Origin of the sequence: Halovenus aranensis, from assembly GCF_900100385.1 — an archaeon.
GTDB classification, from domain to species: domain Archaea; phylum Halobacteriota; class Halobacteria; order Halobacteriales; family Haloarculaceae; genus Halovenus; species Halovenus aranensis.
Genome location: NZ_FNFC01000006.1, coordinates 99,329 through 122,561 on the forward strand (window position 1 = coordinate 99,329; position 23,233 = coordinate 122,561).

At 61.0% G+C, this 23,233-nt stretch carries 26 protein-coding genes and 1 tRNA gene; 13 read left to right on the top strand and 14 right to left on the bottom strand.

The window, feature by feature from the left end:
* The 7 genes from BLR34_RS07615 to BLR34_RS07645 all read right to left on the bottom strand — a co-directional run bounded on the left by BLR34_RS07615 (position 1) and on the right by BLR34_RS07645 (position 5,655).
* Entirely contained in the window at positions 1-396 is a 396-nt protein-coding gene (locus tag BLR34_RS07615; protein ID WP_092701549.1) for a DUF8023 family protein, read from the bottom strand.
* Entirely contained in the window at positions 393-773 is a 381-nt protein-coding gene (locus BLR34_RS07620) for a DUF8023 family protein (RefSeq protein WP_092701552.1), read from the bottom strand. The genes BLR34_RS07615 and BLR34_RS07620 overlap by 4 nt, the downstream gene beginning before the upstream one ends.
* A gap of 37 nt (positions 774-810) precedes the next feature.
* Entirely contained in the window at positions 811-1,152 is a 342-nt protein-coding gene (locus BLR34_RS07625) for a hypothetical protein (protein WP_092701555.1), read from the bottom strand.
* A 76-nt stretch (positions 1,153-1,228) separates the two neighbouring features.
* Positions 1,229-2,059 (bottom strand): DUF8148 domain-containing protein, encoded by an 831-nt coding sequence (locus BLR34_RS17370; protein WP_245683195.1) that lies wholly within the window; start codon positions 2,057-2,059, stop codon positions 1,229-1,231.
* A 1,325-nt stretch (positions 2,060-3,384) separates the two neighbouring features.
* Positions 3,385-3,459 (bottom strand) — tRNA-Val (locus BLR34_RS07635).
* A gap of 98 nt (positions 3,460-3,557) precedes the next feature.
* Positions 3,558-4,319, bottom strand: a complete 762-nt coding sequence (locus tag BLR34_RS07640) for a creatininase family protein (RefSeq protein ID WP_092701558.1) — start codon at positions 4,317-4,319, stop codon at positions 3,558-3,560.
* 40 nt (positions 4,320-4,359) lie between these two features.
* Positions 4,360-5,655, bottom strand: a complete 1,296-nt coding sequence (locus tag BLR34_RS07645; protein ID WP_092701561.1) for a glucose-6-phosphate isomerase — start codon at positions 5,653-5,655, stop codon at positions 4,360-4,362.
* Positions 5,656-5,747: 92 nt separating this feature from the next.
* Between BLR34_RS07645 and BLR34_RS07650 the strand changes: the two genes are divergently transcribed.
* The 3 genes from BLR34_RS07650 to BLR34_RS07660 all read left to right on the top strand — a co-directional run bounded on the left by BLR34_RS07650 (position 5,748) and on the right by BLR34_RS07660 (position 7,577).
* Positions 5,748-6,404: a DUF5812 family protein gene (locus tag BLR34_RS07650; RefSeq protein ID WP_092701564.1), complete on the top strand. Its 657-nt coding sequence runs from the start codon at positions 5,748-5,750 to the stop codon at positions 6,402-6,404.
* 184 nt (positions 6,405-6,588) lie between these two features.
* A complete protein-coding gene (locus BLR34_RS07655; RefSeq protein WP_092701567.1) occupies positions 6,589-7,254 on the top strand; it encodes a hypothetical protein in 666 nt (221 codons plus the stop codon).
* Between the two features lie 8 nt (positions 7,255-7,262).
* Entirely contained in the window at positions 7,263-7,577 is a 315-nt protein-coding gene (locus BLR34_RS07660) for a DUF7347 domain-containing protein (protein WP_143414139.1), read from the top strand.
* A gap of 10 nt (positions 7,578-7,587) precedes the next feature.
* Here the strand turns inward: BLR34_RS07660 and BLR34_RS07665 are convergent, their stop codons facing one another.
* Together BLR34_RS07665 and BLR34_RS07670 are read right to left on the bottom strand one after the other, a co-directional pair.
* On the bottom strand, positions 7,588-8,151 hold the full coding sequence (locus tag BLR34_RS07665; RefSeq protein WP_092701573.1) for an NADPH-dependent FMN reductase: 564 nt from the start codon (positions 8,149-8,151) through the stop codon (positions 7,588-7,590).
* A gap of 74 nt (positions 8,152-8,225) precedes the next feature.
* The gene (locus BLR34_RS07670) at positions 8,226-8,519 is read right to left on the bottom strand and encodes a hypothetical protein (RefSeq protein ID WP_092701576.1); all 294 of its coding nucleotides are present in this window, start codon (positions 8,517-8,519) and stop codon (positions 8,226-8,228) included.
* A gap of 652 nt (positions 8,520-9,171) precedes the next feature.
* Between BLR34_RS07670 and rpl7ae the strand changes: the two genes are divergently transcribed.
* From rpl7ae to ndk, 4 genes are read left to right on the top strand one after another with little or no spacing between them, the layout of a single operon-like run.
* Positions 9,172-9,534: a 50S ribosomal protein L7Ae gene (rpl7ae, locus tag BLR34_RS07675; RefSeq protein WP_092701579.1), complete on the top strand. Its 363-nt coding sequence runs from the start codon at positions 9,172-9,174 to the stop codon at positions 9,532-9,534.
* Between the two features lie 11 nt (positions 9,535-9,545).
* Positions 9,546-9,773 carry a 30S ribosomal protein S28e gene (locus BLR34_RS07680; protein ID WP_092701582.1) on the top strand — a complete coding sequence of 76 codons (228 nt, stop codon included), beginning with the start codon at positions 9,546-9,548 and terminating at the stop codon, positions 9,771-9,773.
* Positions 9,773-10,114 (top strand): 50S ribosomal protein L24e, encoded by a 342-nt coding sequence (locus BLR34_RS07685; RefSeq protein ID WP_092701585.1) that lies wholly within the window; start codon positions 9,773-9,775, stop codon positions 10,112-10,114. Before BLR34_RS07680 ends, BLR34_RS07685 begins: the two co-directional genes overlap by 1 nt.
* Positions 10,111-10,575, top strand: a complete 465-nt coding sequence (gene ndk, locus BLR34_RS07690) for a nucleoside-diphosphate kinase (RefSeq protein ID WP_092701588.1) — start codon at positions 10,111-10,113, stop codon at positions 10,573-10,575. The genes BLR34_RS07685 and ndk overlap by 4 nt, the downstream gene beginning before the upstream one ends.
* Here the strand turns inward: ndk and BLR34_RS07695 are convergent, their stop codons facing one another.
* Positions 10,576-11,013 carry a pyridoxamine 5'-phosphate oxidase family protein gene (locus BLR34_RS07695; RefSeq protein ID WP_092701591.1) on the bottom strand — a complete coding sequence of 146 codons (438 nt, stop codon included), beginning with the start codon at positions 11,011-11,013 and terminating at the stop codon, positions 10,576-10,578.
* Between the two features lie 170 nt (positions 11,014-11,183).
* Between BLR34_RS07695 and BLR34_RS07700 the strand changes: the two genes are divergently transcribed.
* From BLR34_RS07700 to BLR34_RS07710, 3 genes are read left to right on the top strand one after another with little or no spacing between them, the layout of a single operon-like run.
* Entirely contained in the window at positions 11,184-13,052 is a 1,869-nt protein-coding gene (locus BLR34_RS07700; RefSeq protein ID WP_092701594.1) for a bacteriohemerythrin, read from the top strand.
* A gap of 40 nt (positions 13,053-13,092) precedes the next feature.
* Positions 13,093-14,343 carry a type III ribulose-bisphosphate carboxylase gene (gene rbcL / locus BLR34_RS07705; RefSeq protein WP_092701597.1) on the top strand — a complete coding sequence of 417 codons (1,251 nt, stop codon included), beginning with the start codon at positions 13,093-13,095 and terminating at the stop codon, positions 14,341-14,343.
* 59 nt (positions 14,344-14,402) lie between these two features.
* Positions 14,403-15,413, top strand: coding sequence for a phosphotransferase family protein (locus tag BLR34_RS07710; protein ID WP_092701600.1), 1,011 nt, complete (start codon positions 14,403-14,405; stop codon positions 15,411-15,413).
* A gap of 1 nt (position 15,414) precedes the next feature.
* On the opposite strand, the gene BLR34_RS07715 is transcribed toward BLR34_RS07710, so the two are convergent.
* Positions 15,415-16,302, bottom strand: coding sequence for an ATP-dependent ribose-1-phosphate kinase (locus BLR34_RS07715; protein WP_092701602.1), 888 nt, complete (start codon positions 16,300-16,302; stop codon positions 15,415-15,417).
* Between the two features lie 2 nt (positions 16,303-16,304).
* Positions 16,305-17,258 carry a ribose 1,5-bisphosphate isomerase gene (locus tag BLR34_RS07720; RefSeq protein WP_092701604.1) on the bottom strand — a complete coding sequence of 318 codons (954 nt, stop codon included), beginning with the start codon at positions 17,256-17,258 and terminating at the stop codon, positions 16,305-16,307.
* Positions 17,259-17,351: 93 nt separating this feature from the next.
* On the opposite strand from BLR34_RS07720, the gene BLR34_RS07725 reads away from it, so the two are divergent.
* Positions 17,352-18,845, top strand: coding sequence for an FAD-binding protein (locus tag BLR34_RS07725; RefSeq protein WP_092701606.1), 1,494 nt, complete (start codon positions 17,352-17,354; stop codon positions 18,843-18,845).
* Positions 18,846-18,958: 113 nt separating this feature from the next.
* On the opposite strand, the gene BLR34_RS07730 is transcribed toward BLR34_RS07725, so the two are convergent.
* Together BLR34_RS07730 and BLR34_RS07735 are read right to left on the bottom strand one after the other, a co-directional pair.
* Positions 18,959-19,609 carry a DUF7504 family protein gene (locus BLR34_RS07730; protein ID WP_092701609.1) on the bottom strand — a complete coding sequence of 217 codons (651 nt, stop codon included), beginning with the start codon at positions 19,607-19,609 and terminating at the stop codon, positions 18,959-18,961.
* Positions 19,606-20,502 carry a GAF domain-containing protein gene (locus tag BLR34_RS07735; protein ID WP_092701612.1) on the bottom strand — a complete coding sequence of 299 codons (897 nt, stop codon included), beginning with the start codon at positions 20,500-20,502 and terminating at the stop codon, positions 19,606-19,608. The genes BLR34_RS07730 and BLR34_RS07735 overlap by 4 nt, the downstream gene beginning before the upstream one ends.
* Before the next feature lie 136 nt (positions 20,503-20,638).
* Here BLR34_RS07735 and BLR34_RS07740 point away from each other — a divergent pair, with 136 nt between their 5' ends.
* Both BLR34_RS07740 and BLR34_RS07745 read left to right on the top strand, forming a co-directional pair.
* A complete protein-coding gene (locus BLR34_RS07740; protein ID WP_092701615.1) occupies positions 20,639-21,325 on the top strand; it encodes a protein sorting system archaetidylserine synthase in 687 nt (228 codons plus the stop codon).
* Between the two features lie 72 nt (positions 21,326-21,397).
* Positions 21,398-23,203 (top strand): PAS domain S-box protein, encoded by a 1,806-nt coding sequence (locus BLR34_RS07745; protein WP_092701618.1) that lies wholly within the window; start codon positions 21,398-21,400, stop codon positions 23,201-23,203.
* Positions 23,204-23,233: the final 30 nt, after the last annotated feature.

The window sequence follows — 23,233 nt, forward strand, 5'->3', positions numbered from 1 at the left end:
TCACCCGAGCCAGGAGAACGTGAGGAAGCCGCCACACTGGACGGCCAGGGCGACGAGTGCGCCTGGCGTTTCAGCGAGCGTTTCTGTGAAGACCGGGAAGAACGGCGGGGCAATCACCATGCCAACAGTGGCGACGATAAGCCACGCCTGGATACCAGTCATCTCAGTACTGTGCCAGTCGTTCGTGTAGGCAACGACACCGAGTGATGCGATTGCCAACCCGTTGGCAATCGAAAGGGCGTGGTTCTCACCGAGGTCGAGCAGCGTGGTGGAGAGGTCGAAGCCCATGAGCGTGCTGTCGAGAATGCCGAGTGCGACAGCAGCCGCCGCGACGAAGACGGGGAACACCAGGAAATCGTGAGTGTTGACTTCCATGGCGGTGTTGTCGTAACTCATCGAGATAGCACCCCCCAGGCGAGAATACCGAGACCGAACGCGGTGAATCCGGTGAGGGGTTGGTTGTTTGCGATTGCCGTTTCGACTGTCGGGGAGTAGTGGTGCAGTATCATGATAAGGAGGGTAATCCCGATAAGGGACTGTTCGTAGTTGTCGTAATGCTCCCAGTTGCGCGTCTCCGAGCTGGCGAAGGCGACAACGAGAGCAGCAAGCGAGACGACCATTGCCAGGCCGGGGTTGAATGTCCAGTCGAGCACACCGAGCGCGATTTGAGCGTCAAGGAACTGGACGGCAGCCGCAGCTGCGTAGACGAGTCCAGCAATCGCGGGGACGGTGTCGACGAACATGCCAGCCCTGTGCTGTTCGTGGTTTGACATGGGGAGGGACGGAAGCGTCGCGGGGACAGTGAGCGATCTACTCAGTCACGCGGCAGATCGTCGGGTGATACTCGTTGCCGTTGTGCTCTTGCGTTTCGGTTTTCATACCGACCCACACATCGTCGCCGACAGCGAGGTCGTCCGCGAAGTACATCTGTTTCGCTTCGCCTTTGGCGAAGTAATCGATGAGGCCGCGGTCGTCGTCGTTTATACGCAGGCGAACGTAGGGACCGAATTCACCGTCGCCCTCATCTTTGCCGGTGACAGTCCCACAGAGAGTTTCACCAGCAGTGAGTTCAATTGTTTCAACGTCCTGTTCGAAGTCGTTGGACGGCCCTTTGTCGAATCCATCTGGCGGAGAGAGTTCTTCGGATGCCATGACATCTAGATATTACTAGCCGTCTAGTATTAAGCGGAAGATGACATTTGGAAAATTATGTATTCAAATTGCTAGATTAATGCCATACAGAGGCCATAGGCGGATCATTCTCTCGGTCAACCTCGGGAAGGTCTGGAGATGTATCTACGCAGTCTTCGACTGTCTCAACATCTCGGTGTGTATCGTCGACGGCACCACTGGGGAGGTCCCAGTACGCATACGCACCCACATAGTCGATGATACAGCGGTAGGAGCTTTCTTCTGGCAGTGTAGACCGGACAGCGGGTTGCTCTGTCTCAGAGAGGGCGCGTTCTATCGCGGCTTCGAAGTTGTCAAGATCGTCCCACTGTCGTCGAGCGAGTTCATCGCGTATCGTATCTTCGCAAGCTGCTTTCAGGGAGTCCAGGGAACAGTACCGAACAGTGTCCCGTACGTCCGGGTCCTGCGTGTGGTCGTTCGGGTCGATACCGCGCGTGATGTTCTTCGAGCAGGACCAGAACCGGCGGTTCGTGGCCCAGTACAGCGCCAGCTTCCACGTGGCCGCCTTGTCGCCGAAACTCCCGCGTTCGTCTTCGGGTTGTTCGAATGACTCGGTGGTGTCGAGCAGCGCGCCGAAGGTCGCACTCAGATACTTGCCGAGGTACGCGCCTGCTGTCGACTCTTTCGAGTCGGTTTCGTCGTTGAACTCGATGAGTTCGTGCTGTCGCGATCGGTCGCGTATCCAGTCTTCGCCGTGGTCGTGGTCACCGAACCGGTACCAGTCGACAAAGCCTTCGTCGCTCTGAAAGTCAGGGTCGAGGTCGTCCAGGTCGTCGCGGTAGACGAGCGGGTACGTGTCGACGATTCGGCCCTGGCCGTAGTCTGACCACTTCGTCGCCAGCTCCGGTTTGTCGCAGAGCCACGGCATACCGTCTTTCTCGCGTGTGGGAACTTGAAGAACAGCACGTGCAGGTGTGGATACCCCTTCTCCGTGAACTCCAGCGCCTTGATGTACTCTGGTCGCTCTCGCGGTCGGCCCGTCACGTCCGAGGCTCGCCCTGGTGTCCACGTCAGCGTACTTTCGTTTCTGGTGTCTGCTTTCGTCGACGGGTCAGAGTCGAAGTACGACAGCAGTCGGTTGAAGTTCTCGTTTATCGCTTCGATTGCTTCGAGCAACGAGTCGAACTGCTTCGGGTCGGTCGTCAGTGTTGCCAGCACCGCGTTCTCCGCGTAGTCGTATCCGTATTCGAGCGCGTCGTTGAAGCGGGCGAACTGCTTCGAGATGCGGCCCTGGTCGTTGAATCGGGTTTTGTAGTCTTTCGTCATCTGCTTGGTGGACTCGCCACCACGCCGGTCGACAAAGTGAACGTCAAACAGCAGTTGATAATCCTCGATGCGATTGAGGTAGGATGTAAAACCGTCTTCGAGCAGCTCGCGCAGGCCATCGTCTACAGAATCGACGCGAGCGAGGTAGTTACGCAGAAACTCACGGTCGTACGTCAGCCCTTCCGTATGGGTTGTTTGAGTAATGCCTTCTGTAATCAAGTCAAGAAGGCGGACTGTCGGGGTCACGAAAAGAACGCCTGACGACTCTGATTTCCGGACGTACGGGTCGTCTGACGCTACGAGGTCGTTGATGAAGCGGTATGCAAACTGATAGTCTGGGTCCGAGCCGTCGACGCGCTCGCAGTGGTTCGGGTTGACGCCTTTGACCGCGTATGAAACGACGTGGGTGAGTGGCGTACCTTCTGGTTTCGACGCGATAAACTTCGCTATCCGCACTCTGTCAGTATCGCGTTGTGTGAGCGTCCCGTCGATAAGTGGCCCGTGGCCGAGCAGGTCACGCTCGTCGAGGAGGTCTGCTAAGACGGGAGTGTTACATCTATCCGCGAGGTCGAGCCCGCCGAGGTGTCCTGGGGGCTCGGCGAGACTCATTCAGTTGTGAGAACAGGAGTAGCTGGTTGGGAGTCCTCAGCTGGCAGGTGGTGGGAGACGAGAGGAGCATCTTGGTTCTCTCGATAGCACTCCCAACACTGCTTCGTCTGTGCAGCTGCGGAGTCGATGTGATTGATACAGTCGTCGCTACAGGATGAGTGCCGACAGATGTACGCGACGAACTGAGTCCAGTCCGTCACGGTCGAACCACCACCTGAAATACATGATTGTAGTGGTAGTTTGTTTTGGAAAACAGCGAAATCAGAGGAAGATACTTACGTCTACTTACTTCAGGTACCGAAACGTTTAGAAATCGTATGGGTTCGGGCGGAATTGAACCGCCGACCTCCTCCATGTCAAGGAGGTGTCATAACCGGTCTAGACCACGAACCCTCGCAACTCAACATACTGCAGGGGGATAATTGAAGGTTTCGAATCGGAATGCGCTCCTGTCGGTCGATTTTGCCGCCACCGGGACGATGTGGCGGTAACTACACGTGGTCTGTTGAACGGAGTGAGTCGAATGGTTTGTCTACTAGCCAGTCGACGAGGGCATTGAGTTCCTCGCTGGCGGCCTGGAATAGCTCCTCGCCTGCCACTCTGGAGCCCTCTGTCGGGTCGCCGACGACACCTGTCGGTGTGAAATCGATTGTGTCGAAGCCGACTGACGCTCCGTGGACTGACTTCCCCCAACTCTCCGGGACTCCGTCGCCAGCCTCTTCGAGTGCGTCCTCGCGCACGAGCGACGCCGCCAGTTCCAGAAGAAGACTCGTCTCGGCCGGGCCTGCGTGACCGCCATCAGAGTCAAACAGGTCGTCACTCAGCTCTGGAACGCTCTCCCACCAGTTCCAAGTCGGCGCGAAGGCCGTCCCATCACCTCGCAGACGACGGGCTGCTCGTTCGAGCGCGTTGACGTTGCCACCGTGGCCGTTGACGAATACTGCCTTTCGGACGCCGTGAGAGGCGACGGCTTCGATCGTCTCGGTCACGTACTCCTCGAAGGTCTCGGGGCTGACCCACAGCGTCCCGTGGAACTGCCGGTGATGCTCGCTGACTCCGACCGGAATAGTGGGGAGAACAGCCACATCGTCGCGGTCTGTCACCGCCTCGGCAAACGCATCGGCCGTGATAAAATCCGTTCCAAGTGGCAGGGCGGGACCGTGCTGTTCGGTGCTACCGACCGGAACAACCGCTACATCCACCGATTCGAGTGCCTCGGCCGCCGTCGTTGTCGTGTGATCGGCAAGTCGCATACCACCGCTATCGCTCGGACTAGACTTGATTCTTTGCCGGTCACTCGATACGCCGGCAGTACTTGTCGGCGACTGCCCGTGCCTCCGCGGTCTCGCCAGCGCCTAAGAGTCCGCGAGCAGCCCGTTTGCCCCACTCGACAGCCGGCTGTGTGAACGTATCGACGCCGTAGAGCTCACCAGCGAGAATACAGGCGGCCTGCATGTCGTACAACAACCGACCGAGGCCGTGGGCGTCGAGGCGTTCGATTTCGATTCGGACATTCGGACAGCCGGCGTCGGCGAGGCTGGCCTCGGTGGCATCGAACTCTGCGTCGAGCACTCTCCCGAGGTCAGTGTTCCCGAGGTAGTCCAGGTCCGGAATCTCTGTTTCGGGAACCGTGAGTGACTCTCGATTCTCCGGCCGGACGAGAGTAACCATCTTGTCGCGAGGGCCGGCCCGGTAGAGCTGGAGTTGAGAGTGCTGGTCAGTTGCACCGAGCGCGCGCACGGGCGTCTGCCCCTCTCCCTCTTTACCGAGACTCTCTGCCCAGAGTTGTGCAAACCACTCGGCAAATGACTCCAGCCCTTCGGCGTAGGGCATCATGACGTTCACGCCAGCACCCTGCTGGTCGAGTGCGTGCGCCACTGCGCCGTAGGCGTAGGCCGGGCAGTCGAACAGTGACGGCGCGAGACTCTCGGCACCTGCTTCCCCACCCGCTAGCAACGCCTCGATATCACACCCCATGATAGCAGCGGGAACGAGGCCGACAGTCGAGAGCGCGGCACACCGTCCGGGGACACCGTCAGGCACGTCCAGAGCCGGCAGTTCGTGTTTCTTCGCGAGCGACCGGAGCGGCCCGTCGTCTCCGGTGGTGACGATAGTACGGTCTGTCCAATCGACGCCGTCGTCGGTCATCGCCTCCCGGACCACCAAGAAGTTCGCCAGCGTCTCTGCGGTCGTCCCGGAACGCGACACGACGTGAACGGCCGTCTCTGCGAGGTCTATCTCGGCCAGTACCGAGTTGGTCCGCGCCGGGTCGACGTTGTCCAGAACGTAGTGGCCGGTTTCGTCGTCGCCGATGGCCGCAGTGATAGTCGCTGCGCCGAGCGCGCTCCCCCCGATACCGACGGTCAGAATTGTCTCGCTGTCTTCGACCTCTGTACACGCCTGCCGAATTGCGTCGGGGTCTGTCGTCTCCGGGAGGTTCAGCGCGGCGTACCCAAACTCCTCTCGCGCGCGACCGTCAGCGATGCGCTGGTGTGCCTCCCTCACGCGTTCGTCGAGCGTTTCGAGACTGTCCGCGTCGAGGCCGGGTTCTGCCTCGTCGATGAGTACGTTGCCGATATCGATGTTCATGTGTGCCCGCTCAGGCGGAGACCGGTTAGAACCCACGACTTCGCCCGAGGAGAGTCGAAACCACGAAAAGTATACGACACGTACAGGTCAGTATGACAGACGAGGATTCCGAGGACATCGAAGAAGTCGTCTCTATGTACGAGCGAGACGACGCCGTCGCACCCGGGGAAGCGTCGTCTGATGACCAGGCAGGCGACGACCAGACCGACACCGACGAGTCGTCACCAGGGTCGAATCTCGAAGCGCCGACGGTCGAACCGGGCGGTGGCGACCTCGAGGAGGTCACCGGGACGTTCTATGTCAAATACGCCCAGGACGAATCAGTGACACTCCACGAAGTCGACACGGCCCAAATCTGTACGCTTATCGAGAACCCGGGACTCAAGCGCCACGAGATAATCGAGGGGACTGTCAAGCAACAGCCCCCGATGGGGGTTTCCTACCTGATAGAGGAACTTGACGACCAGTACTCCATTCCCGTCGAACACAGCTCCGAGGCGCCGACGACCCACGTCTACGAAATCGCGACCGAGGAGCTAGACGAGGGCGACGCCATCGCTATCGAACGCGAAGGGAAAGGCGAGATACACATCCTCAACGTCGACGCCGAGCAGACCGAAGATACCGTCGCGGAACTGCGCGACGACGAGACGACCTACAAGAATGCGGCCCGATACAGTGACGTATCGCGGGTAGAGATTCGGACCGACGACGACGATGGCGTCGTCAGTATCCGGTATATGCCCTGACTTTTCGGGTGCTGTTGTCTGTACGTTAGCTACGGACGAACCAGCGACAGCGCCGACGCTCGCCAATGGCCTGTTGACGTTTCCCGCCTGCAGGACAGCACAAACTCACAACTGAGACAATTTTGTGAGTTCAATGTGAGTTCAGTGGGTTAATTTTATATACTATTGTATACTGAACTCACATATGGCCAGAGAGATACGAATAACGATCGACGACGACGAGGTTTTCGCGCGGATGAAGCGGACCAAACAGGAGCTTGACCTCTCTTGGCGGGAAGTACTTCACCGAGGACTTCAGGTAGACAGCCAACCTCAGAACAGGCAGCGAACTCGCCAAGAGCCCGATGTCGACGACCACGATACCATCGAGGACGATATCGGCGACCGGATCGAGCGTCAGGTCAAAGAGCGCATCGAGTCGTCACTGGAGAATGCCCTGGGAATCGAGACCTACCGTCGAGACAGGGACAACCGAGCGCCGACGAGATACGAAGACGACGTTCAGTCCCTGGAAAACGCAGAGGACGCGGTGATTACATTTCCGTTTCTCGACGAGGCGCCAGCCTACAAGATTCCGCTACGGGTCGAACTCGAGATGCGGGCCGGTGGTGTCGACGTAACAGTCGTCACAGTCAGGCAGGGTAAGTCCGTCGACGGGATGAACGCCTTCGACCGCAGTACCCGACACAGGATTGCAGAGGGGCTGGCGACCGGGTCGTCAGTCCATCTCGAACTCGGCGGCGGCGAGGAGACGTACCGTGTCACGCCAGTCCTCTCCTGGGGCCGAGACGACGACGGCAACCCGACGGTCGATACTGTCGAAATCGAAGACGTGGTGTTCGAGGAGTGACCCGAACGATGAACGCAACACCGTCTGACGACTCGTTTACCGGGCCGGAGTTGCAGGCATCTATCGGCGCGCTTCTCGCTGACGAGACCCGCATCCGGATTCTCGAAGCACTGTACGATGTGCGTGCAGACGCCACCGACGCCAATGGGCTGCCGTTCTCGACGCTTCGCCGACGCGTAGACGTGGCGGACTCGGGCCGGTTCAACTATCATCTCAGCCAGCTGCAAGACCAACTCGTCGAAAAGGAAAACGAGCAGTACGTTCTGACACCAATCGGCACGCGACTCGTCCGCGCGTTCGACCAGCGAGACGACCAGTCCTGACAGCTCCGTCCTACTCGGGCGTTGGAACGTCGGTGGGCTCTCTGGCAAGCAGTGTTGCGTACTCTGTCACCTTCCGACCAAGCTTCTCGATTCGCTGACGGGTGTCCTCGTCAGTCAGCCGACCGTCTTCGATAACGTTGCTGACGTTCGGTATGCCGACTTGATGGGAGAGCGGCACCGCACGCAACCAGACACAGATTGTCCGGAGATGCAGCAGGGACGGCGTCGGGAAACGGCCGCCAGCGACGGTCAACAGGCCGACGGGCTTGTCCTCGAACTCCTCGAACCCACAGTAATCGAGGGCCGTCTTCAGCGGCGAGGCGATAGAGCCGTGATAGATCGGTGTCCCGAGGACGATGCCGTCGGCCGCACGCATCTCGCGTCGTAGCGCCCGCGCGTCGCCGGCGTCTTTCGCGTCTCCGTCGTACATCGGCAGGTCGTACTCTCGCAGGTCGACCATTGTCGTCTGTGCCTGTGCTTCCTCGGCCGCTGCAAGCGTGTGTGCTAGCGCGACCCGCGTCGCACTGTCGCCGCGTAAGCTCCCACAGATAGCGACTAACTGCGTCTCTCTCATCCTCTCTCGATTCTTTTGGGAGGATAAAAGGTGTTTTCTGAATCCAATTACTGTAATTTAATGGTAACGTTAGGTTACTGCGTTGTGAGTTGCTGTACGTCCTCGACGCCGACGGTATCCGACAGCATCCGGCGCAACTCGGCAACCGAACTGGGCGTTTCGATGGCTGCACGCACTGTGACGACAGTCGCCGAGAGACCGGGGTCGATTCCCTCGATGCGCTCGACGGTCGCGGTCTGGACGGTGTCGACAGCAGCCAGGCGTTGCTGGGCGTCGGTCGCGAGGGTGGCGTCGGCGTTCTCGGGGACCCGCACCGAGACAGTGGCGGTGACCCGTGTCGATTCACCTCGATGTGTCGAAACTGACATTGGATGTTCCTCTGTTGTCTAGTGTGGTTGGTAAGACGTTGCGTTACGACGAGTGAAAGCCAAATAGCGTCCGGCCGGAAGCGGCGCCGGTGACAGCCCCGTGTTCCCCGTCCCCGGGCGGGTAGTCCGCGTGAGGGGACGAGTTATGGGGTCAACGGTCCCGAAGAAGACTCGGAACGTGTAGCTTCGGGGCGTCGATATTCAGGGCACAAATACCCCGCATCACACGCCCGACAGACTCGCCACCGAACGGAGTCGTGGCTCCATAACGGGCGGCAAACGCGTGGTGGCGAGAGACTGTCATCGTGTGAATCACCGCATTCGGACTGTGTTCGATAACGTGTCAGTCGGCAATTGTGTTAAATCTACCTGGGGAATGAGAAACACACCCACGGCCTTCGTCGGCGACTGTCACCGGACAAGAGACCGCTGACAGTCACAGCTGTGTATCGGCCGGTGACTGTGGCCAGCACTCCCAAGCCGACACTTCTTCGAAAGCGCTTTAGGGGCTGCTAGGACAGTAATGTATACAGCCTGTGTGGAGTTGATGACGCTCCCAGCCGGAATAGGATTACACCGCTATCGGGCGGACGTGGCACTTGCCGCGGACGGCGGGGGAGTGTGAGCTCACACACAGGAGGTGAACACAACCATGCCAGTATACGTTGACTTCGACGTCCCGGCAGACCTCGAGGAGGACGCGCTCGAAGCCCTCGAAGTCGCCAGGGATACGGGAGCTGTAAAGAAAGGTACAAACGAGACGACAAAGGCCGTCGAGCGAGGGAACGCAGACCTCGTTTTCGTCGCCGAAGACGTTCAGCCCGAGGAGGTCGTCATGCACCTCCCCGAGCTGGCCGACGAAAAGAACGTCCCGTTCCTCTTCGTCGAGGCACAGGACGACATCGGCCACGCCGCAGGGCTGGAAGTCGGCAGTGCCGCTGCTGCCATCACCGACGCCGGCGACGCCTCGACGGATGTCGAGGATATCGCCGAGAAAGTCGAGGAACTCCGCTGAGGTGACCACGGATGAGTGCAGAGGACGCAGACGACGGCGGTTCCACGCCAGCTGAGGTTATCGAAATCGTGGGCAAGACCGGAATGCACGGCGAGGCCATGCAGGTCAAATGCCGCATCCGGGAAGGCTCGAACAAGGGCCGTATCATCACCCGGAACGTGCTCGGTCCTGTCCGCGAAGGCGATGTCCTCCAGCTGCGAGAGACAGCTCGCGAAGCCGACACTATCGGAGGACAATAATGGTTCAAGAACGGACGTGTGATTACACCGGCGAGGAAATCGAGCCCGGCACGGGCAAGATGTACGTCAAGACAGACGGTACTATCCTCTGGTTTAAAGACGCCAAAGCAGAGAAAAACTACTTCCTCGGCCGCGAATCGCGGGACCTCGAATGGATTGGCTACGAGGACGACGACGAAACCGCGACCGAGGACGAGGCTGCTGTCGAGACGACCGAAGACACTGAGCCCGAAGCCGAAGACACCGATGCTGATGGCGCGGAAGCCGACTCCGACGAGGAGTCCGACGGTGATGCCGAGGAAACAGAGGCAGACGACGAAGAGACGGAGGCCGAAGCATGAGCGAGCAGGAACAGACGTTCGTCATGGTCAAACCCGACGGTGTCCAGCGCGGCCTCATCGGCGAGATTATCTCGCGGTTCGAGGAGCGTGGTCTGAAGCTCGTTGGCGCGAAGTTCATGCAGATTGACCGGGAGCTTGCCGAGGAGCACTACGGCGAACACGAAGACAAGCCATTCTTCGACGACCTCGTCGACTTTATCACCGCAGGTCCGGTGATGGCGATGGTCTGGGAGGGCCAGGACGCGGTCCGACAGGTTCGGAGCATGATGGGCGAGACCGACCCGGCAGAGTCCGCGCCCGGTACCATCCGTGGCGACCTCGGACTCGACCTCGGGCGGAACGTCATCCACGGCTCCGACCACGAAGACCCGGGTGCAAACGAGCGGGAAATCGACCTGTTCTTCGACGACGACGAGCTGACCGAGTGGGAACGCGTCGACGAGACCTGGCTCTACGAGTAGCTACCTGAGGTCGAACTCTCGGCCGCCTCGCTCTGTGATGTCGAGCTGATACGGCGTGAGTTCGGTTCTTTCCGGCGAATCTGCCCAGGAAATCGGATTCGGGACAGACTGTGAGTTGTTCGCCAGTGCCGCGAACCCTCGCTCGGCGTCCTGATAGGAACACTCCGACAGGACGCCACGAACGACGACACTCCGCCAGCGCTGGCCAGGCTCTGTTTCCTCGTAGACGGTGACGCTCACGCGCTGGTTCTCCTGGAGGTGGCGTTTCTTGTCGCTTGTCTCCCCACCAGTCATCTGGAGGACAAACAGGTCCTCGTCGGGGACGTATCCGAAACACATCGGCACCTGATAGGGCGCATTGTCGCCGTTGATGGCTAAGACGCCGACGCCGTTTCGTTCCAGTACGGTCGCGATTACGTCGTCACTCAGAGGTTTCATATCTCTCTGAGATACTGTCCAGGGCGTGGTAGTTTGCGCGCTGGCCGTTGGGAGGGGGTGTCGGTCGCATGAGTGTTGTTTTGACGGGAGCCGGTTAGAGGGTGGCGGGCTGTTTTCACGGGTTTGGAATCACCGGGCGTTTTAGAAGGGAGTTGACAGTACTCTCAGCCATGGCCACTGGTAGTGAGGGGAACTTTATCGAATGGGACGACGAGCGCTATAGCACAGACATCGAGCGCTTCGACAAGCAACACCAGCAGCTGTTCAAACTGCTGAACGAGCTTCACGTTGCGATGAACAAAGGCGAGTCAGACGACGAGATACGTCGTATCCTCGTCGAACTGGAGCGATACACCGAGTATCACTTCGGCGACGAAGAGGAGTTCATGCAGGATTGTGGGTTCTCGATGGACTGTGCCGACTGTTTTTATAACCACAAGGAGAAACACGCCGAGTTCGCAGAGAAGGTGACCGACCTCCGGCAGAAACACGAGGCGGGCGAGTACATCACGATGGAGGTGCTGATGTTCGTCCGAGACTGGCTCGACTCTCACATCGCCGGAATGAACCAGGACCAGAACTACAGCGAGTATTACCACGACGAGATTCCCGACGACTACGAGTACTCGCCAGGGAAGCTCAAAAAGGACAGAGACGTCGAGGCCGCTCATCCAGAGGCACTACAGGACGCGTCGATGGACGACCACGAGGTATCGCTCGCGAGTGACATCCACGACGGTGGCTCACTCTCGATACCCGACGAGCCGGTGGCGGCGTGGTTCGACCGAACTGCCCAGACCTACGACGACGAGCCGGCTGTTCGGCCCCGGAACCCGGCAGACACGGAAACACAGACGTTCGCCCAGTTCAGAGAGCGTGCCCGAAAAGTCGCGGCGGGCCTGCTCGAACAGGGGCTCGGTCCCGGCGACCGCGTCGGCATCTACGCCGAGCCGTGTTACAAGTGGTCAGTCGTCGATATGGCTTGTCACCTGGCCGGACTGGTTTCGGTCCCCGTCTCGACGCTGTACTCCGAGGGGCGGGCACTGCACGTCATCGACGACGCCGGAGTCGACGTACTCGTCGCTGAACCCACGCTGCCAGTCGTCCTCGAACGCCAGGTCGACGGCGTCATTCCAATCGAAGACCTCCCGGCCGCTGAACCCGACGGTTTGCCCGGCTTCGACCGGAAAGAGAGTAACGTCGCGACGATTGTCTACAAGCTTGGTACAGACAAACACCCGCGAGGATGTGCGCTGACGAACCGGAACCTGCTCGGTGCCGTCCAGATGTTTGCCGAGGAACTCCCGCTCGGGGCCGGGAGCGTCGGGACGTGTTTCCTGCCGATGGCACATATCTACCAGCGCGTGGCCGCCTACTATCTGTGGCACACCGGCGGCTCTGTGGCCTACATGGACGCAGATGCACTCGACGAGCAGCTTCCCGCGGCTCGGCCAGACGTGATGGTCGGCGTCCCGCAGGGGTACGAACGGCTCTGTGAGACGATTCAGGACCGAATGACTGAACTCTCGGGGGCGAGGAAACTCGTCGCCGGCGACGGCGATGTGGCGCGGGCCTACGGCGAGCGCATGCGCGAGGGTGAGAGTGCGTCGATGGGACTTTCGCTCAAACAGCGGATGGCCGAGCGGACGGTCTTCCCATCACTCCGCGAGGAGTTCGGGCTCGACGACCTCGAGTACGCGCTGACCGGAACCAACAGCATCGACGACGACGTGTTACACTTCTTCTGGGGGCTCGGTGTCCCAGTTAGAGAGATATACGAGTCGACGGAGCTGACGGGGCTGGCGACGATTACCGAGCCCGAAGACTATCGGGCCGACGTCGTCGGCTCGCCGTTCCCTGGGACCGAAATCGCGCTGGCCGAGGACGGCGAAATCCTCCTGCGGGGACAGAACGTCATGGACGGCTACTGGGATGACGAGGACGCCACAGCCTACGCGATTCGAGACGGCTGGTATCACACCGGCGACCTCGGCGAGTTCGCCGACGACGGTGCGCTCCGGGTGACCGGCCGGAAGTGACGTAAACGAATTTATGCGGGCGCTGCGTTAGATGAGGGGTATGGGAATCACCTACGAAGACTTTCTCGACCTGGAGTACGACCCGCTGGACGACGACCTCGTCTGTGAGTTCTACATCGAGCCGGCCGACAGGATGGACTGGGAGGCGGCCGCCAGTCGGGTCGCCTCCGAGAGTTCGAATGGCACCTGGGCCGAGCTTCAAGTCGAGGGCTCTGTTCGGGACCTCTCGGCGACGGCCTTCAGTATCGACGAGGAGGCGGGCCACATCGAGGTAGCGTACCCCGACGCACTGTTCGAGCCGGGGAGTATGCCACAGGTGCTGTCCTGTATCGCCGGCAACATCATGGGGATGAAAGCGGTCGACCGAATCCGCCTGCTCGACTGCGAGTGGCCCGTGACTCTCGTCGAGAGTTTCCCCGGCCCACAGTACGGGAGCGCGGTCAAAAGCGAGATTCTCGACGCGGGCGACAGACCAGCGACGGCGACGGTACCGAAACCCAAAGTCGGCCTCACGACCGACCAGCACGCCACCGTTGGCTACGAGGCCTGGACGGGCGGCGTCGACCTGCTGAAAGACGACGAGAACCTTACCGACCAGTCGTTCAACCCCTTCGAGGACCGTCTGACCGAGAGTCTCGCACAGCGCGACCGCGCCGAAGACGAGACCGGCGAGACAAAAAGCTATCTCCTGAACGTGACTGCACCGGGGTCGGAGATGCTCGAACGCGTCGACATGGCGGCCGAACACGGCTGTGAGTTCGTGATGGTCGACGTAGTGACGACCGGCTGGGCCGCCGTCCAGCAGGTCCGAGAGCGATGTGAGCGCCACGGCCTCGCCATCCACGCCCACCGAGCGATGCACGCCGCCTTCGACCGCGTTCCCGACCACGGCGTTTCGATGCGCGTCATCGCACAGATTGCACGCCTCTGTGGCGTCGACCACATCCACACTGGCACAGCAGGGCTGGGCAAACTCGAAAACGAGGACACCGAGGGTATCAACGACTGGCTTCAGGGAGAATGTCACGGGCTCACCGACGTACTGCCGGTGGCGTCGGGTGGCCTCCATCCGGGACTGCTCGACCAGCTACTCGATGAACTCGGCGCGAACATTGCCGTCCAGGCCGGCGGTGGTATCCACGGCCATCCAGACGGGACTCACGCGGGCGCAATCGCGTTTCGACACGCTGTCGACGCGGCCGCACAGGGACACTCGGTCGAAGACGCCGCCACAGACTGCCCGGAACTCGAACGCGCCCTCGAGAAGTGGGGGACCGAGACGCCCCGCTGAGACGCGACCGCCGACCCGAATTGGGGACACTTATTGTATGGTCGGTCCTACAGACAGATGTGGCCACACCGGAACGCGATATTACGGCTGTTCTGGACGAGTCCGGCCCTGATTACGATGATTTCTCGTTCGAACGCCCGACTGCGGGCCATCAGGGCGACGTGTTCATGGTGACTTTGTCGTACGCCGGCGAGGAGTACGAGGTCGTCGTCAAGTTCCAATCGGACGACCCGGGATTCGCGCTCGAACCGTTCCTCCACGAGTTCGTCGCCGACCGGACGGGGGTCCCGGTGCCGCGGATTCTGGTCTTCCAAGACGAGCCCCAACTCGATGTCGAGCCGTATTTCGTCACCGAGCGGGTCCACGGCGAGAGTCTCGTCGAGATTCTCGGTGAACTCCCCGAGACCACGTTCGAGGCAGTGGTCGAACACGCGGGGGATATTCTCGGGGATATGCACGCCGAAATCGGCTTCGAGGGGTTCGGCACGCTCGCGCTCGAAAACGAACGGCTCGTCGTCGATAACTTCTCGTGGGACTGGCAGGAGTTTTTCGGTGACATCGTTGCCGATTACATCGAACGGTTGGGCGGGACGCCGTTTGCAGACCTCCAGACTACCGCACAGCAACATATCGACGACAACCTACCGGTCATCGATACCGACGCGGTCCCGCGTCTCGTCCACGACGACTTCCGGCCGGCAAACGTCATGTTCGACAGCGCCGGGGCGAAGCCGATTTCGGCCGTGCTGGACTGGCAGCTCGCGCTTGCGGCCGACCCCGAATACCACATTGCGAGGACCGACTTCCTGTTTGTCGACCCGGCGTTTCGCGACACCGGCACTCGGAAACAGCTCCGGGAACGACTGTACGAGGGATACAGGAAACACCGGTCGTTCGACCCCGACGACGGATACAGACGACGGCGAACAGTCTATCACTTCTCGACGCTTCTGTGGCGGATGGCCGGCTTTGAGGCGGCGTTTGCGGATTTCTCCGAACTCGCACGGGGCCGGGCCGAGGCGCGCTTTCGCCAGCAGTTCGACGAGCTCGCTGCCGCCTTGCCCGAGTGACCTACTCGGGGACCGTCCTGTCGAGCAGGTCCTCGATGTCGTCCCACGTGATAGCCACACGAGCGCCAGCCGTCTGTGTCGCAAGTGCGCCACACGCGTTTCCGACGGCGACTGCTGTTTCGAGTGACGTGCCGTCGAGTTGCCCCGCGATGAAGCCAGCGGCGAACGCATCGCCCGCGCCGGTCGTGTCGACTGGCTCTGTGCCGAACCCGTCGTGAGCGACCGCCCTGCCGTCGACTGTCGCTGTCGCGCCGTCGGAGCCCCGTTTGATGACGGTGATACCGTCTCGCGATTCGAGCGCGGCTGACTGCTTCGTGGCAGCGGCCTCGCTCTCGTTCAGTAACACCACGTCAGCCAGTCGAAAGACCGGTTCGTACTCCCGGCAGTCGAGGCGCCGGCCAGGGTCGAAGCTTACAGGGACACCTGCCTCGACTGCCCGCTCTGCGAGTGCCTGGGCCGTTTCGGGCCGCTGACTCGTCAGATGGAGGTGGTCGGCGCGCTCGATAGCGTCGTCGGGCACAGACGCCGTGTCGAACGCCTCGTTTGCACCGTCGTTTGCCAGCACCATCACCTGGCCGGACTCGTCGACGACGAGGTACTTGACCGTTGTCACCGCTCCCGGTACCGACGTGAGATGCGTCGTATCGACGCCGGCCTCTGCGAGTTCCTCGCGAACGAGCGAGCCGTATTTGTCCTCGCCCGTACTCCCGACGAGCACTGAGGACAGTCCGAGCGTCGAGAGTACGAAAGCGGTGTTCGACGCGCTACCACCGCCGGACTGGTGCTGGTCGACGATGGCCGCCTCGCCGTCGGCTGAGGGGAGGCGGTCGACGTACAGCGTCACGTCCCAGTTGACGTGACCGGCACAGACGACTCTCGGGGCACCCATCGTCACTCCTCCCAGGGTTGCCTCGCCTGTTCGCCGAACAACTCACGCATCAGAAAGACGATGCTCTCGGGGGGGAACTGGCCGCGCTCGGTGACGATTGCGTCGATGTACCGCGGCGGTGTCACGTCGAATGCCGGGTTCTCGACGGTGATAGTGCCGATTTCCTCGCGCTCGGCTCTCTCGATTACCTCGTGTTCGTCGCGCATCTCGATTTCGACAGTTTGTCCGGTGAGCGTCGTCGGGTCGAGCTTTACGGTCTGTGCCGCGACGACCATAGGCGTGTCGCGCTCGCGGGCAGTGACTGCGAGCTGGCGGGTCCCGATTTTGTTGACCACCGAGCCGTCGGCGGTCACCGAGTCGGCACCGACGAAGACGTGGTCAGCGTCGTCGAGGTAACGCCCCGCCGCACCGTCGACGATGAGCGTGACCGGCACGTCGAGGTCACGGAGCTGTTTCGCGGTGATGTGGCCCTGTCTGCGCGGCCGCGTCTCTTTGACAATCGCGCCTATCGACTTGCCTTGCTCGCGCGCAGCCCGGATACAGGCCATTACGTCCGTCGAGTTGCAGTGAAAGAGGACCGTATCGCCGTCGCGGAGCCGGTTTGCTCCGATTGCACCCAGGTCTGCCTGTGCCGAATCGAGGCAGTCGCGAAACTCCTGTGCGCCCGCGATTGCTGATTCGCGCAGGGCGTCGACAGTCTCACCCTCCGTTCGTCGGAGGACGTACCGGAGGCTGTTTGGCAGACTGACCGCAGTCGGCCGCGTATCGAGCAATCGACGGGCCGCGCGTCGAATCTCGGACTCGAACGCCTCGGGCGTCTGTGCCTCGCTCGCGGCGGCCTGGGCTTCGAGTGCGCGTGTGGCGGCGTCGGCGATAGTCGCGGCCCCTCGTATCTCCATCTCGGCGATGTCCTCGGCAGTTTCCGCGACCGAGGGGTGTACCTCGCGTTCGTCCATAGCTGCACTTCTACCTGTACTGAGAAAAACGCAGCGACGACACGCACCAAACAGTTACATTCACAATCGTCCCCGACTTACGGGTATCAGTACATGGCCCGGAGTGAAGCCTACGAGGTAATCGTTGTCGGCGGCGGTATCGGGGGCTGTTTCGCGGCGGCGACGGCGGCAGCCAACGGTGCCGAGGTCGTCCAGCTCGAACGGAAACCGGCCGACCAGGGCGGCTTCATCGCTTGCGGTGACGCGATAAAGAGCCCGACCGACCCGAAGGGATACCCTGGCCCAATCGATATGGCGGCTATCACCAGCGACGAGGCTGTCTTGGCCGACGGCAACATCGATAAAATCGAGTGGTGGGACGAGGAGTTAGGCGTCCGGAAGGTCCTCCCCTACGAGACACACAGCAACGTCATCGACCGGTACGAGTTCGGTCAGCACTTGCTCGAACAGACTGGCGAATTGGGTGTCACTCAACATTTCAACACCGTCGTCAACGGTATCGTCCAGAACGGACAGGTCCAGGGCGTCGAGGCGATTCGCGACGGCGAGTCCGTCGAATACGAGGCCGAGATGGTCATCGACGCGGCAGGTGCTCAGTCGGTGATTCAGGATATGGTCGACTTCGAAGACCTCGCCGTCGAGCCTGAACCGACCTTCGAGAAGCCACACTACACCCACTTTGGCTCTGCGTACCGGGAGATAATCGAGACCGACGAACCCGTCGAGTACCAGAACGCCATCGTCGGCAAACCACTCGAAGAGATGGGGTACGTCTGGTATTTCCCGCGGTCGCCGACCGCAATTAACGTCGGCCTCGGCTTCCAGATGAACAAGGAACCGATTGCACTCGCCGACCGGCTCCGAGAAGATGTTGAGGACCGTCCGGAGTTCGACGGCGCGTCGGTTGCCGACCGCTTCGACAAGAAGAACAAACTCGGTGCGGCGCTCGCGCTCCGTCGCCCGCTCGACTCCATGATTGCCCCCGGATACATCACTGTCGGCTGTGCCGCCGGGACCACACACCCAATTACCGGCAAGGGGATTCGCGGCGCGGCTTTCTCGGGATACTCTGCCGGCAAGACAGCCGCCGGAGCCGTCGCCGACGGGGACGTGAGCGAACAGCGCCTCTGGGAACACAACCACTACCTCTATGTCGAACACGGCGAGGCCGCGAAACTCGCGGCCCGTGACGCGTACAACGTCGCCGCCAGCTCGATAGACATCCCCGTCTTGCGCGCAGTGGCCGCGATTCTCCCCGAAGACGAGATTCGCGAGATTGTCAGCACCAAGACTTCCTTCGACGACCTCGCCTCGAAGCTGAGTATCGCCGCCGGGGCGACGAAAAACCTCGTCTCGCATTACCGCAAGGGAACGTTCGAGCATCTGGGCGTCTCGAAGGAGATGCTCTACGAAGCCCTCATGGGCTTTCGGACGACACGAGAGTACGTCGACCGCTACGAGGAACACTACGAAAACTACCCCGCCTCTCGTGACGGCTACTTCGAGTGGCTCGCCGAGCGCGACCGTATCGACGACGAGTTCTACGACGCAATCGACCTCGAACCCGACGCCAGAAAGTATCAGTAACTCATAGTGATTATTCCGAGTCGTTACCGCCGTGGCAACAGCAGACGGAGCTTACAGGATGTGACACGACGATTCCTGTAACGTGGTCACGAAAATTACCGCAATAATCACTATCAGCCGTCGACCGGCACCCAATCCGCTGGCTGGTCGCCCAGGCCGTCGACGCGGAGGACAGGTTCGCCGTCGACGACAGCAGTTCGAACTCGCCCGTCACAGACGTGTTCGAACGTGTGCGTGACGGACTGCTGGTGCATCGAGGGGTCGAGGGCAAAGACTACGAGTCCGTCGGTCGCACCGGCACGCCCTCTGACAGTGTGGACGAACCGGGTCGTCACCTTCGGGTTCGTGTACAACAGGAGGACTGACAGGGAGACGTAGCCCGTTCTGACGCGAGTCAGGCTGTCGTCGGCGAGTGCGGCCGAGAGGACGGAAGTAGCGATGCTGATACCGGTCAGGTCACCGGGACTGGAGACATCCCGGAGGCGCATTGCTGTGTCGACATCGACGTCTCGTCTGCCACTCGCGTCGACAAACCCGACCGATTCGGGAGGGAGGTTCGGGTAATTCCCCAGACAGCGCCGAAGAAAGTTTCGTCCGCTCATATTGGTCGACACGAATATTGCACCCTCTTCGTCGCTCTTTTCGAGGACGAGACGCTCGGCGACTTCCGTTCCGAGCCGTCGCGGGCCGGTGACAAGCAACGTCGTGCCCGGTGCGACCGGTTCCAGCGGGAGCGTTGGGACCTTGTACGGTTGTTCGGTCATTTATCCTCACCTCGCTGTCCAGGTGTCTGTTGTCCGCTCCCTATGACAAGTACATCGGCGACGAGGTCCGCGAGCGTTGCCAGATAGCGTCTGTCCGCTGATGAGAACTCGCGTGGTTGACTCCAGTACAGATTCAGGGCACCGATTGGATGGCCCGCCGGCGTCTCGATGGCGGCACCGAGGTAGGCCACGATATCCGTCTCACCAGCCACACCCTCCTCGGAGAAGCGCTGGTCGGCGCGCAGGTCGCTGACCGCCATCGAGCCATTTTCACTGACGAGGGTGTGGGTACTCAGTGACGCTGCGCGTTCTTTCGGCGGCGAGAACGGGCCAGTACGCGCGACGACCCGCTGTGTCTGCTCGTCGACAACCGTGACAGCGGTACTCGACACGTCGAAATACTGGTCTGCGAGCGAGAGGACATCTGCGAGTGCCTGTTCAGCCTGCTCCGAGAGGGTGCCGTACCTGTCGAGAGCGGCGAGCCGCCCGCCTTCGTCGTCCGGGAGAGGGTAGCCTAACTGCCCTTTCTCGGGGTCCTGTCCGACGAGCGCGACCAGCCTGTCGCGCGCGCCGGGCATGTCTTTCGGCACGAACTCCAGGACGGCCGCCTCGAAGGACGCGGTGTCGATAGCTGTCGTCTCGGCGTAGAGAAAGCAGTCCGTTTCGGGATACCCCTCGCGCACGTGTGCGACGAGTTCCAACCCTGTGTTGTCGCCAAGATTGTACCGAGTCACGACCGCATCGACCGCAACTTCCGCGAGCAGCTCTATCGCCTGCGCGTTCGACGCTGCTGTGACGACGTTCGTATCGGTGGCTGCTGACTGAAACGACTCGACTGTCTCGTGTCTGTCGTCCTCGTCCGGGTCGACGACGAGGACTGTCTGTGCCGCCATACCGCGACAAGGCGAACCAGCCACTACAGTGTTTTGTCGGCTAGGTCACAGCAGCTCACACTGTCCGGGCGACTGCAGCCGTTCTCTCTCGGCGAGAATCCGCACCTATTAGTACACGCTTCCCAACCAGTCGTGTATGTCGCTTCGTGTGGTCGACCGGCTCGGGGTTGCTGACGTGATAACGTTGGCAAACGCAGTCATCGGTGTCGGTGCGATGGCCGGGGCTATCCTGGGGAAACCGATGTTCGTCGCACAGCTGCTGTTGCTCGGCGCAGTCGCGGACGCCCTCGACGGTATCTTTGCGCGGTCGTTTGGGGGGACCGCCGTCGGGCCGTACCTCGATTCGATGGCGGATATCGTCTCGTTTGGAACCGCGACGGGCCTGTTCGTCTTCGCGGTTGCACAAGACGAATGGGGGACCCTGACCGACGACCCCGAACTGTTGGCGGCCGCCGTCGGCGCGGCTTCGATATTTGTCGTCTTCTCGCTCGTCCGGACTGCACTATATACCGTCCACGTCGACGAGGACGAGAACCGCCCAGGCATTCAGAACACGCTCGGCGCGTCGATTCTCGCCGCCGCGTATCTGAGTGGCTTGGTCAACGTGCCGGTGTTTCTCGCCGCAACCGTCGCGCTCTCGATGGCGATGGTCGCGCCGGTTCCGTACCCGAAACTCCGAGCGCGCGACGCTATCGTAATGGGTACCGTCCAGATGGGCGCTATCTTGCTTCCAACCGCCCTCGGTCGCGTGTTTCCTCGGGTATTACTGGTGGCTGCACTGGCGTACATGTTCCTCGGCCCGCGGTTTTACTGGTCTGACTGAGTATAATTACGGTATTTCAGCCAGTGACCAACTCCCGAACTGTTAAATGAGAGCCCACCGCAGTACCGACAAATGGGGCGAGGCGTCCGGTTGCTGCTCGTCGATGCAGACCCAGAGAGGCGGAGTCAAACGCAGGCTACGCTCGAAGCAACAGGCCCTGTCTCGGCGGTCACGACCGCACCGGCGAGCGACCGCGCGATAGAGCGACTCGGCTCGGAGGCAGTCGACTGTATGGTCTCGGCGCTCGATGTCGGGACGGAGGATGTCGTATCCTTTCTCCAGCGGGTCCGGATGTCCGACGAATCGGTCCCATTCGTGTTGTTTGCCGCCGAAGCCTCGGCGGAGTGTGTCGGTGACGTATACGAGTTCGACCGAACGGACTACGTGATGAACGTCCCCGGGGCGACGGAAGCTTTGGCCACCCGGGCTGCCGAGATGGCGGGAGCCACAGGTGCCGCCGGAGAGACGCCGACACAGAGCCAGGAACTGGCACGCGAACGCGAGCGGTTCTCTGACCTGTTCTCGAATTTCCCGGAGCCGACGGTCGCATACGGCATCGACGACGGCGTTACGGTCTTCAAGGCAGTCAACGACGCGTTCGAAATCGAGTTCGGCCGAGAAGAACAGGCAGTTCGCAACAAGTCTGTCAACGAGCTGATTGTCCCCGACGACGCCCGCACGGAGTCACAGGAGATAGACACGCAGGTCGATTCCGGTGATATGGTCGACCGGGTTGTCCGCCGGAATGCGGCCGACGGGACGCGAATCTTTAACCTCCGCTCGATTCCCGTGAGCGCAAGCGGCGAAATCGACGGCTTTGCCGTCTACTCGGATATTACCGAGCGAAAGCGTCGGGAGAGCGAACTCGAACGGTACGAGACTATCGTCGAAACAATTCCGATGGGCGTATTGACCGTCGACGACGACTGGACGATACAGAACATCAACGCACCTGGCGCGGAGATTCTTGGGTACAGCGTCGACGAACTCCTCGGACAGCCGCTGACGACGCTCGGTCGGGACGGCGTCATCACAGAGGAGATGACCGATATCGCCGACGACATAACCGCGGGACTCCAGCCCGGTTCCGAATCCCAGAAGGAAATTGTCGAACTCCAGATTCATCCCGGACCGGACCAGACCCGCGAAATCGAAGTCCATGCCTCCCTGCTCCCCGCCGACGAGGTGTTCTCTGGGGTCGTACTCGTCTTTCACGACATCACCGAGCGCAAGCAAAACGAGCGCGAACTCAGACGCCAGAACGAGCGCCTCGAAGAGTTCGCCAGCATCGTCTCTCACGACCTGCGTAACCCGCTCAACGTGGCGATGGGGCATCTCGAAATCATCCAAGACAACCACGACAGTCCGTCGGTCCAACACGTCGCCGGCGCACTCGACCGGATGGAGACGCTGATACGCGAGACGCTCCAGTTGGCAAAGCAAGGCGAGATGGTCACAGAGACCGAGCCCATACAGCTCTCGTCGATTCTCAACGGCTGCTGGGGGATGATAGCAGGTGAGGAAGCGACGCTCGAACAGACTGGCGACGTGCAGTTCGAGGGTGACCCGCCACGGGTCAAACAACTGTTCGAGAACCTCTTTCGCAACGCTATCGACCACGCTGGCGAGGACGTGACGGTTCGGGTCGGCTACGAAGGCGGGACGCTTACCGTCGCCGACGACGGGCCGGGAGTACCACCGGACCAGCGAGACGAGGTGTTCGACACCGGTCACACGACCTCTGATGACGGGACCGGGTTCGGGCTGGCTATCGTCCAAGAGATTGTCGACGCCCACGACTGGGAGATTACCGTCTCGGAAAGTTGGGCCGGCGGTGCGCGTTTCGAGATTACTGGGTTCGACGTCGTCGAGTCCTGACCTGTCGTCGTTAGCTATTTTGCCCGTCCC

What these genes read in the sequence shown, in the direction of transcription:
- BLR34_RS07650 (WP_092701564.1), top strand. Translation starts at nt 5,748, where the DNA reads ATGACAGACGAGGATTCCGAGGACATCGAAGAAGTCGTCTCTATGTAC.
- BLR34_RS17370 (WP_245683195.1), bottom strand. Translation starts at nt 2,059, where the DNA reads ATGCCGTGGCTCTGCGACAAACCGGAGCTGGCGACGAAGTGGTCAGAC.
- BLR34_RS07720 (WP_092701604.1), bottom strand. Translation starts at nt 17,258, where the DNA reads ATGGACGAACGCGAGGTACACCCCTCGGTCGCGGAAACTGCCGAGGAC.
- BLR34_RS07615 (WP_092701549.1), bottom strand. Translation starts at nt 396, where the DNA reads ATGAGTTACGACAACACCGCCATGGAAGTCAACACTCACGATTTCCTG.
- BLR34_RS07685 (WP_092701585.1), top strand. Translation starts at nt 9,773, where the DNA reads ATGGTTCAAGAACGGACGTGTGATTACACCGGCGAGGAAATCGAGCCC.
- BLR34_RS07745 (WP_092701618.1), top strand. Translation starts at nt 21,398, where the DNA reads ATGGGGCGAGGCGTCCGGTTGCTGCTCGTCGATGCAGACCCAGAGAGG.
- BLR34_RS07640 (WP_092701558.1), bottom strand. Translation starts at nt 4,319, where the DNA reads ATGCGACTTGCCGATCACACGACAACGACGGCGGCCGAGGCACTCGAA.
- BLR34_RS07665 (WP_092701573.1), bottom strand. Translation starts at nt 8,151, where the DNA reads ATGAGAGAGACGCAGTTAGTCGCTATCTGTGGGAGCTTACGCGGCGAC.
- ndk (WP_092701588.1), top strand. Translation starts at nt 10,111, where the DNA reads ATGAGCGAGCAGGAACAGACGTTCGTCATGGTCAAACCCGACGGTGTC.
- BLR34_RS07700 (WP_092701594.1), top strand. Translation starts at nt 11,184, where the DNA reads ATGGCCACTGGTAGTGAGGGGAACTTTATCGAATGGGACGACGAGCGC.
- BLR34_RS07660 (WP_143414139.1), top strand. Translation starts at nt 7,263, where the DNA reads ATGAACGCAACACCGTCTGACGACTCGTTTACCGGGCCGGAGTTGCAG.
- BLR34_RS07730 (WP_092701609.1), bottom strand. Translation starts at nt 19,609, where the DNA reads ATGACCGAACAACCGTACAAGGTCCCAACGCTCCCGCTGGAACCGGTC.
- rpl7ae (WP_092701579.1), top strand. Translation starts at nt 9,172, where the DNA reads ATGCCAGTATACGTTGACTTCGACGTCCCGGCAGACCTCGAGGAGGAC.
- BLR34_RS07620 (WP_092701552.1), bottom strand. Translation starts at nt 773, where the DNA reads ATGTCAAACCACGAACAGCACAGGGCTGGCATGTTCGTCGACACCGTC.
- BLR34_RS07645 (WP_092701561.1), bottom strand. Translation starts at nt 5,655, where the DNA reads ATGAACATCGATATCGGCAACGTACTCATCGACGAGGCAGAACCCGGC.
- BLR34_RS07725 (WP_092701606.1), top strand. Translation starts at nt 17,352, where the DNA reads ATGGCCCGGAGTGAAGCCTACGAGGTAATCGTTGTCGGCGGCGGTATC.
- BLR34_RS07655 (WP_092701567.1), top strand. Translation starts at nt 6,589, where the DNA reads ATGGCCAGAGAGATACGAATAACGATCGACGACGACGAGGTTTTCGCG.
- BLR34_RS07715 (WP_092701602.1), bottom strand. Translation starts at nt 16,302, where the DNA reads ATGGGTGCCCCGAGAGTCGTCTGTGCCGGTCACGTCAACTGGGACGTG.
- BLR34_RS07735 (WP_092701612.1), bottom strand. Translation starts at nt 20,502, where the DNA reads ATGGCGGCACAGACAGTCCTCGTCGTCGACCCGGACGAGGACGACAGA.
- BLR34_RS07670 (WP_092701576.1), bottom strand. Translation starts at nt 8,519, where the DNA reads ATGTCAGTTTCGACACATCGAGGTGAATCGACACGGGTCACCGCCACT.
- BLR34_RS07695 (WP_092701591.1), bottom strand. Translation starts at nt 11,013, where the DNA reads ATGAAACCTCTGAGTGACGACGTAATCGCGACCGTACTGGAACGAAAC.
- rbcL (WP_092701597.1), top strand. Translation starts at nt 13,093, where the DNA reads ATGGGAATCACCTACGAAGACTTTCTCGACCTGGAGTACGACCCGCTG.
- BLR34_RS07625 (WP_092701555.1), bottom strand. Translation starts at nt 1,152, where the DNA reads ATGGCATCCGAAGAACTCTCTCCGCCAGATGGATTCGACAAAGGGCCG.
- BLR34_RS07680 (WP_092701582.1), top strand. Translation starts at nt 9,546, where the DNA reads ATGAGTGCAGAGGACGCAGACGACGGCGGTTCCACGCCAGCTGAGGTT.
- BLR34_RS07740 (WP_092701615.1), top strand. Translation starts at nt 20,639, where the DNA reads ATGTCGCTTCGTGTGGTCGACCGGCTCGGGGTTGCTGACGTGATAACG.